Below are 12,090 nucleotides of genomic sequence, written 5' to 3'. Positions count from 1 at the left end.
GTCCAATAATATGAAATATACTGTTTTATTGCCAGCTGCGGGTAGTGGGAAGCGAATGGGTGCTGGTCAAAATAAATTGTTTTTAGAGCTACGCAATATTCCTATTTTGATACACACTTTACGCGTTTTTGAAAGAGATCCTAATTGTGAGCGAATAGTATTAGCCGTAAAGAAAGAGGAAAAGGCTTTTATTGAACAGCTTCTAAAAGAGCATTGTATTACAAAGGTTTCCGACATCGCAGAAGGTGGAGAAGAGCGCCAGCATAGTGTATACGCTGCATTAAAAGTTAGCTCATCTAAAGGAATCATCCTTGTTCATGATGCGGCAAGACCATTTATTCATCAGCAAGTGATACAACAATTAGTGGAAAAGGCAAACACGTCTGGAGCAGCAGTTGCAGCTGTTCGGGCAAAAGATACGATGAAAAAAGTAGAAAATGGTATAATTCAAGAAACGGTCGATCGAGAGAGCTTATGGATTATTCAAACGCCTCAAGCTTTTCGGTATACAATATTAGAAAAAGCGGAAAGATTAGCTGAGAAGGATAATTTTCTTGGGACGGATGAAGCAATGCTCGTAGAAAGATTAGGAGAGCGAGTTCATATTGTTGAAAGTACCTATGATAATGTCAAGATGACAACGAGTGAAGATCTTCTATACGGAGAAGCAATATTAAATAAGCGAGAGCAGGAGGAATATTAATATGATGAGAATTGGACAAGGATTCGATGTACATGAATTTGCGGATAATCGTCCGTTAATAATAGGAGGAATTGATATTCCTTATGAACGAGGACTAATTGGTCATTCAGATGCAGACGTATTACTACATACAATTACTGATGCTGCTTTAGGTGCAATAGGAGAAGGAGATATCGGCAAACATTTTCCGGATACAGATCCAGACTTTAAAGACGCAGATTCAGCCAAGCTACTAGAACATATTTGGAAACTAGTAGACGCTCGTGGGTATAAGTTAGGAAATATCGATTGTACAATAATTGCACAAAAGCCAAAAATGGCACCACATATCGAAACAATTCGTGCGCGTGTAGCGGAGTTGCTTCAAGCAGATGTTTCTCAGGTAAATGTGAAAGCTACAACAACCGAGAAACTTGGATTTACAGGACGTGAAGAAGGAATAGCATCGATGGCAACAATATTACTTCTGAAAAAGGACTAACTTTAATAAACGTATAACCAGTGGTAGAATGGATTAAGTTAAAGTCATTGTTAGTTGCCTTATACTTTAAATAAGTGCAACTGCACCAAGGCTAATTTGATGGAAAGAAAACTAGGAGGATACACTTATGACACAAGAAGTTCGCGTACGTTACGCACCCAGTCCAACAGGATTTTTACATATAGGAGGAGCGCGTACAGCATTATTTAACTATTTATATGCACGTCACCATAACGGGAAATTCATCGTTCGTATAGAAGATACGGATATTGAGCGTAATGTAGAGGGTGGCGAGTTATCTCAACTTGAAAACTTAAAATGGTTAGGAATCGAATATGACGAATCCATAGATATTGGTGGACCTTATGCACCTTACCGTCAAATGGAGCGTTTAGATATATATAAAAAGCATGCAGAAGAAATGTTAGAAAAAGGCCATGCGTATAAATGTTTCTGTTCATCAGAGGAACTAGAAGCAGAACGTGAAATGCAAAAAGAAAAAGGTATTGCAGCTCCAATGTACAATGGTAAATGCCGTCATTTATCAGCAGAAGAAGTGCAAGCAAAAGAAGAAGCAGGACAAGCGTACACGATTCGTATGCGTGTACCGGGAAATGTAACTTATACCTTTGAAGATTTAGTTCGTGGAGAGGTTACTTTTGAATCTAAAGATGTTGGTGACTGGGTATTAGTGAAAGCGAACGGAATTCCAACTTATAACTATGCTGTAGTATTAGATGATCACTTTATGGAAATCTCTCATGTATTCCGCGGGGAAGAACATTTATCGAACACACCAAAACAATTGATGGTTTTTGATGCGTTCGGATGGGAATATCCTAAGTATGGTCATATGACGTTAATCATCAACGAAAACCGTAAAAAGCTTTCAAAACGTGACGAGTCAATCATCCAATTTGTTACACAGTACAAAGATCTAGGGTATTTACCAGAAGCAATGTTTAACTTCTTTGCCCTATTAGGATGGTCTCCTGAAGGGGAGGATGAAATCTTCACTAAAGAAGAATTCATTAAAAACTTTGATGTATCACGTCTTTCTAAATCACCATCAATGTTCGACAAACAAAAACTTACTTGGATGAACAACCAATATATTAAACAGTTGCCATTAGAAAAAGTAGTTGAGTTAGCATTGCCACATTTACAAAAAGCAGAATTGCTACCAACTGAACTATCAGAAGAAGAACTTACGTGGGCAACAAAACTTATTGCACTTTACCATGATCAAATGAGTTTTGGAGCGGAGATTGTTGAATTATCATCACTATTCTTTGATCACGACATTGCATATACTGAAGAAGCGACAGAAGTATTGGCCGGAGAACAGGTTCCTGAAGTAATGGCTGCATTTAAAGTACAGCTAGAGGGCTTAGAGACATTTGAACCAGCGGAGATTAAAGCTGCTATTAAAGTGGTACAAAAGGAAACTGGACATAAAGGGAAAAATCTTTTCATGCCAATTCGTGTAGTAACAACTGGTCAAATGCACGGTCCTGAACTAGCTGATGCAATCAGTCTAATTGGTAAAGAAATAGTAATCGCTCGTGTTGCCAAATTTGCAAAACAATAAGATTGACTTTCCTCTACCAAGGTGTGAAAATGGTGTTACAAATTCGAAAGCAAAATGAATAGCAAGCGAAGACGAGGAGAAGTAAGTAACGCACGTTCTTTAGAGAGGACCATCACCGGCTGAAAGTGGTCTGAGCTTATGAGTTACTGAAATGCACCTTAGAGCGTCATGCCGAACTTTTAAGTAGGCTGAACGTATCATCTGCGTTAAAGATGCTAAGTGGGAAAATTTTTTCTGTTTTCCAATCAGAGTGGAACCACGCTATTGCGTCTCTGTCTATATTTATAGACAGGGACTTTTTTTATGGAGTAAATGAAAGGAGGTAATCATGTGTTCAAACGAATGAAAGAAGATATTGCGGTAGTATTTGAACAGGACCCAGCAGCACATAGCAAGTTAGAAGTTATTTTAACTTATGCAGGTCTACATGCAATTTGGAGTCACCGAGTTGCACATGCCTTATTTAAAAAGAAATTCTTTTTCTTAGCACGCGCCATATCACAAATTAGTAGATTTTTTACAGGAATCGAAATTCACCCAGGGGCGACAATTGGGCGACGCTTTTTTATAGATCACGGCTCGGGAGTGGTCATTGGAGAAACCTGTGAAATTGGAGATGATTGCACGATCTACCAAGGTGTCACACTAGGTGGTACCGGAAAAGAAAAGGGAAAGAGACATCCTACTCTTCATAATAATGTGCTAGTCGCTACTGGAGCAAAAGTATTAGGATCTATTATCATTGGTGAAAATAGTAAAGTCGGGGCAGGTTCTGTTGTATTAAAAGATGTACCTACTAACTCTACTGTTGTTGGGATCCCAGGTGTAGTCGTAATTCAAGATGGTATAAAAGTGAAGCGAAATTTAGATCATCAGGACCTACCAGATCCATTTACCGACCATTGCAAACAAATGGAAAACAAAATAGAGAAGCTCCAAAAAGAAATAGACCAATTGACGAAAGAGAAGAGGGAAAATAGTCATGACAATCCAAATTTTTAATACGCTAAAACGTGAAAAAGAACCGTTTATACCGCTTGAAGAAGGCAAAGTTAAGATGTATGTATGTGGACCAACTGTTTACAATTATATTCATATTGGGAATGCACGACCTGTAATCGTCTATGATACGGTAAGGAAGTATTTACAATACCGCGGATATGAAGTGACATATGTTTCAAACTTCACAGATGTAGATGATAAAATTATTAAAGCGGCCAATGAACTGGGAGAAGAAGTCTCAGAGCTCACGGAACGTTTTATCGACGCTTATTTTGCGGATGTTGAGGCACTGGGCTGTAATCGAGCAGATTCACATCCACGAGTTACAGATCATATGGATCAAATTATTGAATTTATTAAAGTATTAGAGGAAAAAGACTATGCATATGAATCGCATGGAGATGTCTATTATCGTACGAGAAAATTTGATGGATACGGTAAACTTTCTCATCAATCGGTAGACGATTTAAAAGTCGGAGCTAGAATTGAAACGGGTGTCAAAAAAGAGGATGCACTAGATTTCGCACTTTGGAAAGCAGCAAAACCAGGAGAAATCTATTGGGAAAGTCCTTGGGGGAAAGGTCGTCCAGGATGGCATATAGAATGCTCTGTCATGGCCCGAGAAATACTAGGAGACACGATTGATATTCATGCGGGCGGGCAAGACTTAACTTTTCCACATCATGAAAATGAAATTGCACAGTCCGAGGCGAGAACCGGTAAGACATTTGCGAGATATTGGATGCATAATGGGTATATAAATATAGACAATGAAAAAATGTCGAAATCACTCGGCAACTTTGTATTGGTAAATGATATTCGTCAGCAAATAGATCCACAAGTATTACGTCTTTTCATGCTGAGTGTTCACTATCGAAATCCCATTAATTATTCAAAAGAATTAGTGGAGCAAGCGGAGGCAGGTTTGGATCGTATACGGACTGCTTATGATAACTTAGTTCACAGATTAAGTACCACTGCAAATTTAGGGGATCATGATGACATTTGGTTACAAAAAATTGCAGATGTAAAAGTACAGTTTGAAACAGCTATGGATGATGACTTTAATACAGCGAATGGTATTGCGGCTATTTTCGAATTGTCGAAACTTGCGAATACGTATTTACTAGAAAAACAAACATCTGAAATTGTATTAAAACAATTTATCTTAGTTATGGATGATTTGAATGCTGTACTGGGATTAACGTTTGCGAAAGAAAAGGAAGTACTGGATGAAGAAATTGATGCATTGATTGAAGAACGCAATCAAGCTAGGAAAGACCGTAACTTTGCTCGTGCCGATGAAATTAGAGATCAATTAAAAGAGTTAAATATTATTTTGGAAGATACTGCACAGGGTATCCGATGGAAAAGAGGATAAACTGGTGGAAAATTTAAAACCATCCGATGTAAAACAACTAAATTCCTTAGCACTTGCCTATATGGGTGATGCTGTTTTCGAACAAGTCGTTCGAGAACACCTCATCCTTTCTGGACGAGTCAGACCGAATATCTTGCACAAAGAAGCTACTAGATATGTGTCAGCTAAAGCGCAAGCAACGTTAGTAAGAGAAATGATGGAAAAGGACTTTTTATCGGAAGATGAACAAGCTGTCCTACGAAGAGGTCGTAATGCAAAGTCTGGTTCAGTTCCTAAAAATACAGATGTTATTACTTATCATCACAGTACAGCGTTTGAAGCAGTAATCGGTAGTCTATACTTGAGTGGACAAACAGAACGTTTGCAAGAAGTACTGGATTTCTCTATTAACTTTATAGATGAACAGAAAGGGGCGAAAAAATAAATGACAGAGATAAACGATCAAAGTGAACAAACTGGAGAACTTATTGCAGGGAAAAATCCTGTAGTAGAAGCACTACGAGCAGGTAGAGATATGAACAAAGTTTGGCTTGCAGAAGGCATTCAAAAAAGTGGGGTAACAGAAATTATTCAATTAGCAAGAGATGCTGGAATAATTGTACAGTTTGTTCCTAAAAAAAAGCTGGATAACTTAACAGATGCAAATCACCAGGGAATAGTTGCTTCAGTTGCCGCATACCGTTATGCGGAATTAGATGATTTGTTTGACCTAGCAGCTAGCAAACAAGAGGATCCACTTTTTATTATTTTAGATGAAATTGAAGATCCTCATAATCTTGGTTCTATCATGCGGACGGCAGATGCTGTTGGAGCCCACGGAATTATTATTCCGAAAAGAAGAGCGGTTGGACTTACAGCGGTAGTTGCAAAAGCGTCTACAGGAGCTATAGAGCATATTCCAGTTTACCGAGCGGTTAATTTGGCACAAACGGTAGATGAACTAAAAGAGCGTGGGGTTTGGATTGCGGGCACTGATGCGGCAAAGTCTACTGATTATCGAAATATGGATGCGACCCTACCCTTGGCACTCATTATTGGTAGTGAAGGTAAAGGTATGAGTCGACTGTTAAAAGAAAAGTGCGATTTTCTTTACTATTTGCCAATGGTCGGTCATGTGACGAGTCTTAATGCTTCGGTAGCGACCTCTGTGTTGTTATACGAAATATGGCGCGTCAGAAATCCCTTAAAAGGCTAACAAGATGCAAATTTTACTTGTCGATGGATATAATATCATCGGCGCATGGAGCGAGTTAAGAAAGTTAAAAGAAGTGAAATTACTAGAAGCTAGAGACCGCTTGATCGAGCTAATGGCAGAATACAAAGCATATACAGGTACCCGAGTCATTGTAGTTTTCGACGCACACTTGGTGCCTGGTATTGAAAATAAAAAGAAGCAATATAACGTAGAAGTTATTTATACGAGAAAAAACGAAATTGCAGATGAGCGTATTGAAAAGTTAACGAAAGAATTGAGTGGTAGAAGAGTCCAGATTTACGTAGCTACATCTGATCTGACTGAGCAAAGGGTCATATTTGGCCAAGGGGCCCTTAGAAAGTCAGCTAGAGAATTAGAAATTGAGATGTTGTCGATTTCCTCCAAAATAACAAAAAAAGTGAAAACTATTCAGGATGACAAACCCGCTTCTAATATCCCATTAACAGCAGAAGTTGCGGAAATTTTCGAAAAATGGCGAAGAGGAATGAAATGATTCATTGACGCTATAAATTTCCTTCCTGTATACTTGGAATAATATTCTTGTTAGCTGAGGTGACTTCATTGGAAAAGACAGAGCAGAATCTACAATTAGATAGTTTACTAGATGAAGAGCTTGTAGAGATGGTACATCAAGGAAACACTGAAGCGCTAGACTTTTTAATAACAAAATATCGTTCCTTCGTCCGCATGAAGGGAAGGTCATACTTTTTAATAGGGGCCGATAAAGAAGATATCCTCCAGGAAGGTATGATTGGGTTGTATAAGGCAATCCGAGATTTTAAAGAGGAGAAACTTGCTTCTTTTCGGGCATTTGCCGAACTATGTATCACCCGACAAATAATAACTGCTATTAAGACAGCCACTCGACAAAAACATATTCCGCTAAATTCTTATGTATCATTGGATAAGCCTATTTATGATGAGGAATCTGATCGAACATTGATGGATATGATTGCTGGTTCAGTTGTAGATGATCCGGAGGAATTAATCATTAATCGAGAAGACTTCGATTATATGGAAGGCAAGATGGCAGAAATACTTAGTGAATTAGAACAACAAGTACTTACTTTATACTTGGACGGTCAATCTTATCAAGAAATTTCTGAAGAATTGAATCGTCATGTTAAGTCGATTGACAATGCATTACAACGAGTGAAGCGTAAACTAGAACGTTATATGGAGATTGATAGTAATTACGCTTAATTGGTATTTTGTTGACATGGTATGTGTAAGATGATAATCTTGAAAAAGACTTATATGCTTAAAAAAGGTGATAATATGGCAAAAAAGACTGTCTTAAGCTGTATCCAATGTGGCAATCGTAATTATACGATTCCTTTATCTAAAGAAAATGTAATCCGAGTTGAACGGAAAAAGTATTGTGCACATTGCAATGCGCATACGCTTCACAAACAAACGTTATGAATAGAAAATAAGATAGATTTTTTGTGTGGGGGTTTAGCTAAATGGCTAATGTTGGTGGGTTTTTCAAAAATGTAATGAGTGAAATGAGAAAAGTAAGTTGGCCTAAACGTAAAGAGCTTTCTAAATACACTGTTATTGTGCTTGCTACTGTAGTAGCGGCGGCTGTATTTTTTGCTGTGGTAGACTTAGGTATCTCTGAATTGTTCCGTTGGTATTTAGCGTTATAATAACTAGTATGTAAATATTTGAAAATAGCCCGTCTACTAAACGAACGGGTTTTTTCATTTGTCTTGAGAAAAGGAGGGGACGGACGATCAGTCCTGACACTATGGAAAAAAATTGGTATGTGGTTCATACGTACTCTGGTTATGAAAACAAAGTAAAAGCGAACTTAGAAAAACGAGTAGAAACAATGGGTATGTCGGATAAGATATTCCGAGTATATATCCCTGAACAAGAAGAAACAGACTTTAAAGATGGCAAAAAGCGTGTAGTTGTAAGAAAAACGTTTCCTGGATATGTTTTTGTAGAACTTATAATGACAGATGATGCTTGGTATGTAGTTAGAAATACGCCGGGTGTAACTGGGTTCCTTGGTTCATCAGGTGGCGGAACAAAACCAACACCTTTAGCTCCTGAAGAAGTTCAATCTATGTTGAAACAAATGGGTGACGCTGATCGCGTAGTAGAAGTAGACTTCACGGTTGGAGAATTGGTAGAAGTATTAGAAGGACCGTTTGCGCACTTCCAAGGCAAGGTAGAAGTGATTGATCTAGATAAAGGCAAAGTAACTGTGTCTGTAGACATGTTTGGTCGCGAAACTAATATGGAACTAGACTTCGAACAAGTTATTAAAATATAATTTCCGTTTCCACTTGCTAAAGGTGGAAAAGAATGATATCATTTCAAAGGTCAGACTGAAAATAAGTCTGTATTAATTTTTCTAATGTTATCAGCGCAGAGCTGAGAGACAGATATTTGAGTGGGAGGGGCAACCCAATTACCACATCACGGACTTAAGGAGGTGTGTCTCGTGGCTAAAAAAGTGATTAAAGTTGTTAAATTACAAATTCCTGCTGGTAAAGCAAATCCAGCACCGCCGGTTGGTCCAGCATTGGGTCAAGCAGGTGTTAACATCATGGGATTCTGTAAGGAGTTCAACGCACGTACTGCTGATCAAGCAGGTCTAATCATTCCGGTTGAAATTTCTGTATTTGAAGATCGTTCATTTACTTTCATTACAAAAACTCCGCCGGCAGCAGTGTTACTTAAAGTAGCAGCAGGTATTCAATCTGGATCAGGTGAACCAAACCGCGTAAAAGTGGCGACAGTGAAACGTGAAAAAGTTCGCGAAATTGCAGAACAAAAAATGCCAGATTTAAACGCAGCATCTGTTGAAGCAGCTATGTTAATGGTTGAAGGTACTGCACGTAGCATGGGTATTACGATCGAAGACTAATACTTGATGTGCATTTTGATATGACGCATTGTTTTTTGGGAGGTTGTAGTTGTTCATAAAGGATAACTACAACCTTTACACGTGGGAGGTTTATTCCGCTAAAACCACTATCAAGGAGGACATTTATAATGGCTAACAAAGGTAAAAAATTACAAGAAGCAGTTAAATTAGTAGAAGCTTCAAAATTATATTCAGCTAAAGAAGCTGTTGAGCTTGCGAAAAAAACAAGCACAGTTAACTTTGATGCAACTGTAGAAGTTGCTTTTCGTTTAGGAATCGATACTCGTAAAAATGACCAACAAATCCGTGGAGCAGTAGTACTTCCAAACGGAACTGGTAAAACTCAACGTGTATTAGTATTCGCTAAAGGCGAAAAGCTTAAAGAAGCAGAAGCTGCTGGAGCAGACTATGTAGGCGATACTGAGTATATTAACAAAATCCAACAAGGATGGTTTGACTTCGATGTAATCGTTGCTACACCTGACATGATGGGTGAAGTTGGTAAAATCGGTCGTGTACTTGGACCAAAAGGTTTAATGCCAAACCCTAAAACTGGTACAGTTACATTTGATGTAACTAAAGCTATCGAAGAGATTAAAGCTGGTAAAGTAGAATACCGTGCTGACAAAGCAGGGATTATTCACGCTCCTATCGGTAAAGTTTCTTTTGAAGACGATAAATTAGTAGAAAACTTCTTAGCTGTATTTGAAGTAGTTCAAAAAGCTAAGCCAGCAGCATCTAAAGGTGTTTATATGAAGTCTGTGAATATCACGACTACTATGGGACCAGCTGTAAAAGTTGACGCTCAATCAATCAAATAATAGTTGACGTTCAAAAGATTATCTGTTAAGATGACTTTTGTTGTTAAATATACGTTTGTACCGAAGACAGTAGGGGCGATAGATCGCTTAATTTCCTACCGAGGACAAGTAAATTCAGATTCTTTTTAGATGATGACTTTCTGCCTCTGTGTCTATTCGTAGAACAGAGGCTTTTCTTTTGTCGGTATAAATGGCCAATTCTTATAGGAGGTGCCAAGATGAACAAAGCAATCGAAACGAAAAAAGTAAAAGTTCAAGAAATTGCAGAGAAGTTTAAAGCTGCTGCTTCCGTAGTAGTTGTTGACTACCGCGGTTTGAACGTGTCACAAGTAACAGAATTACGTAAACAACTTCGTGAAGCAGGTGTGGAATTCAAAGTTTACAAAAACTCACTTACACGCCGTGCAACTGAAATTGCTGGAGTTGATGGGATTAACGAAAGTCTTGTTGGTCCAAACGCAGTAGCATTTTCTAACGATGACGTAATTGCACCAGCTAAAATCATTAATGATTTTGCTAAAAAGAATGAACAACTTGAAATTAAAGTTGGGATTATCGAAGGAACTGTAGCATCTGCTGAAGATGTGAAAGCATTAGCGGAACTTCCATCACGCGAAGGACTACTTTCTATGCTTCTTTCAGTACTTCAAGCTCCAATGCGCAACTTTGCGCTTGCAACAAAAGCTGTTGCAGAACAAAAAGAAGAACAAGGCGCATAATTTATTACGCGGCTTAATAACTACAAAAGGGCTTACAGCCTAAAATTACCTATAATAGGAGGAAAATAAAATGAATAACGAACAAATCTTAGAAGCTATCAAATCAATGACAGTTCTTGAATTAAACGACTTAGTAAAAGCAATTGAAGAAGAATTCGGTGTTACTGCTGCTGCTCCAATGGCAATGGCTGCTGGTGGCGGAGCTGCTGCTGCTGAAGAAAAAACTGAGTTTGATGTACTTCTTACATCTGCTGGAGATCAAAAAATTAAAGTAATCAAAGTGGTTCGTGAAATCACTGGTTTAGGATTAAAAGAAGCTAAAGAATTAGTTGACAATGCTCCTAAAGCACTTAAAGAAGGCATTTCTAAAGACGAAGCAGAAGCTTTCAAAACACAACTTGAAGAAGTTGGCGCAGGCGTAGAAGTTAAGTAATTTTTGTACAGTTCGAAGAAAAAAGCTCGTCTGCAAACGACGGGCTTTTCTTCGTATGTATTATGGAGGGTGATTTGGTGTCTGATCATTATTACTCTAGGAAACCTCAAACGGAAAGCAAACCACGCCATTGGAATTTCACATTGCTTGGGCATAATTTTCGATTTGAAACAGATGCAGGTGTATTTAGTAAGAGCGAAGTAGATTTTGGCTCCCGTGTATTAATCGATGCTTTTGAAGCTCCAGATCTAGAAGGTCCAATTTTAGATATAGGTTGTGGATATGGCCCGATAGGTCTTTCTATTGCAAAAGCAAATGAGAGAAGAACAGTTCATTTGGTAGATGTTAACACACGTGCAATCCAACTTGCAGAAAAAAATGCTGCTGCTAACGGGATACAAAATGTACGAATCTATGAAAGTGATGGATTGTCAGCGGTTGACACTGCGAACTTTGCGGCTATTATAACTAATCCACCGATTCGCGCTGGGAAAGAAACTATTTTTCGTTTCTATAATGAATCTTATGAAAAGTTAGTTTCAAAGGGAGAATTGTGGATTGTGATTCAAAAGAAACAAGGGGCACCATCAACTTTTAGTTATTTAGAAGAGATTTTTGGTCAAGTAGACCTTGTTGATAAGGCTAGAGGTTATTGGATTATCAAAGCTACAAAGATTGACTTGACAAAATCGCTATGATATTATAAGAAAATGCAAAATTATTATTTTGAGGACGTATGCCCTTTTGGCCCTTTTGAATGAGAAGTCATACAAATGGGTATACTGGCCGAGAAAAAGTTTGGTTAATCGAAAATGAGCTCTTGTTAAGAACTCGTTTTCTTTTTGTCTTTCGATATCAT

17 protein-coding genes and 2 other annotated features are annotated in these 12,090 nt (G+C 38.1%); all 17 genes read left to right on the top strand.

Annotation, left to right across the window (positions count from 1 at the left end):
* Positions 1-10: 10 nt before the first annotated feature.
* The 17 genes from ispD (at position 11) to MHI40_RS18650 (ending at position 11,929) form a co-directional block, all read left to right on the top strand.
* Positions 11-703 (top strand): 2-C-methyl-D-erythritol 4-phosphate cytidylyltransferase, encoded by a 693-nt coding sequence (gene ispD, locus MHI40_RS18730; protein ID WP_093537887.1) that lies wholly within the window; start codon positions 11-13, stop codon positions 701-703.
* Between the two features lies 1 nt (position 704).
* Positions 705-1,184: a 2-C-methyl-D-erythritol 2,4-cyclodiphosphate synthase gene (gene ispF, locus MHI40_RS18725; protein ID WP_093537886.1), complete on the top strand. Its 480-nt coding sequence runs from the start codon at positions 705-707 to the stop codon at positions 1,182-1,184.
* Between the two features lie 127 nt (positions 1,185-1,311).
* Entirely contained in the window at positions 1,312-2,775 is a 1,464-nt protein-coding gene (gltX, locus tag MHI40_RS18720) for a glutamate--tRNA ligase (protein ID WP_340764107.1), read from the top strand.
* A gap of 59 nt (positions 2,776-2,834) precedes the next feature.
* Positions 2,835-3,052, top strand: a binding site (T-box leader).
* Positions 3,053-3,105: 53 nt separating this feature from the next.
* Positions 3,106-3,777 (top strand): serine O-acetyltransferase, encoded by a 672-nt coding sequence (gene cysE / locus MHI40_RS18715; protein WP_340764105.1) that lies wholly within the window; start codon positions 3,106-3,108, stop codon positions 3,775-3,777.
* Positions 3,758-5,158, top strand: a complete 1,401-nt coding sequence (gene cysS, locus MHI40_RS18710; RefSeq protein ID WP_340764103.1) for a cysteine--tRNA ligase — start codon at positions 3,758-3,760, stop codon at positions 5,156-5,158. Before cysE ends, cysS begins: the two co-directional genes overlap by 20 nt.
* Before the next feature lie 4 nt (positions 5,159-5,162).
* The gene (locus tag MHI40_RS18705; RefSeq protein ID WP_093537882.1) at positions 5,163-5,582 is read left to right on the top strand and encodes a Mini-ribonuclease 3; all 420 of its coding nucleotides are present in this window, start codon (positions 5,163-5,165) and stop codon (positions 5,580-5,582) included.
* Positions 5,583-6,353, top strand: coding sequence for a 23S rRNA (guanosine(2251)-2'-O)-methyltransferase RlmB (gene rlmB, locus MHI40_RS18700; RefSeq protein WP_093537881.1), 771 nt, complete (start codon positions 5,583-5,585; stop codon positions 6,351-6,353).
* Positions 6,354-6,357: 4 nt separating this feature from the next.
* Entirely contained in the window at positions 6,358-6,867 is a 510-nt protein-coding gene (locus MHI40_RS18695; RefSeq protein ID WP_093537880.1) for an NYN domain-containing protein, read from the top strand.
* 68 nt (positions 6,868-6,935) lie between these two features.
* On the top strand, positions 6,936-7,577 hold the full coding sequence (sigH, locus tag MHI40_RS18690; protein WP_407691716.1) for an RNA polymerase sporulation sigma factor SigH: 642 nt from the start codon (positions 6,936-6,938) through the stop codon (positions 7,575-7,577).
* Positions 7,578-7,598: 21 nt separating this feature from the next.
* Positions 7,599-7,799, top strand: a complete 201-nt coding sequence (gene rpmG, locus MHI40_RS18685; protein ID WP_411748183.1) for a 50S ribosomal protein L33 — start codon at positions 7,599-7,601, stop codon at positions 7,797-7,799.
* Positions 7,800-7,840: 41 nt separating this feature from the next.
* Positions 7,841-8,026 carry a preprotein translocase subunit SecE gene (secE, locus tag MHI40_RS18680; RefSeq protein WP_093537879.1) on the top strand — a complete coding sequence of 62 codons (186 nt, stop codon included), beginning with the start codon at positions 7,841-7,843 and terminating at the stop codon, positions 8,024-8,026.
* Positions 8,027-8,127: 101 nt separating this feature from the next.
* Entirely contained in the window at positions 8,128-8,661 is a 534-nt protein-coding gene (gene nusG, locus MHI40_RS18675) for a transcription termination/antitermination protein NusG (RefSeq protein WP_093537878.1), read from the top strand.
* 171 nt (positions 8,662-8,832) lie between these two features.
* On the top strand, positions 8,833-9,258 hold the full coding sequence (gene rplK / locus MHI40_RS18670; protein ID WP_139176005.1) for a 50S ribosomal protein L11: 426 nt from the start codon (positions 8,833-8,835) through the stop codon (positions 9,256-9,258).
* Between the two features lie 128 nt (positions 9,259-9,386).
* The gene (gene rplA, locus MHI40_RS18665) at positions 9,387-10,079 is read left to right on the top strand and encodes a 50S ribosomal protein L1 (protein ID WP_093537877.1); all 693 of its coding nucleotides are present in this window, start codon (positions 9,387-9,389) and stop codon (positions 10,077-10,079) included.
* Between the two features lie 42 nt (positions 10,080-10,121).
* Positions 10,122-10,265: a sequence feature (ribosomal protein L10 leader region), on the top strand.
* Positions 10,266-10,297: 32 nt separating this feature from the next.
* Positions 10,298-10,798 (top strand): 50S ribosomal protein L10, encoded by a 501-nt coding sequence (rplJ, locus tag MHI40_RS18660; protein WP_093537876.1) that lies wholly within the window; start codon positions 10,298-10,300, stop codon positions 10,796-10,798.
* A 70-nt stretch (positions 10,799-10,868) separates the two neighbouring features.
* The gene (gene rplL / locus MHI40_RS18655; protein WP_093537875.1) at positions 10,869-11,231 is read left to right on the top strand and encodes a 50S ribosomal protein L7/L12; all 363 of its coding nucleotides are present in this window, start codon (positions 10,869-10,871) and stop codon (positions 11,229-11,231) included.
* Between the two features lie 77 nt (positions 11,232-11,308).
* Positions 11,309-11,929, top strand: coding sequence for a class I SAM-dependent methyltransferase (locus MHI40_RS18650; protein ID WP_093537874.1), 621 nt, complete (start codon positions 11,309-11,311; stop codon positions 11,927-11,929).
* Positions 11,930-12,090: the final 161 nt, after the last annotated feature.

This window comes from Psychrobacillus sp. FSL H8-0510, assembly GCF_038008345.1.
Lineage (GTDB): Bacteria > Bacillota > Bacilli > Bacillales_A > Planococcaceae > Psychrobacillus > Psychrobacillus psychrotolerans.
Note: the sequence above shows the minus strand (reverse complement) of the source record. Positions and strands in the feature narration are given on the sequence as shown.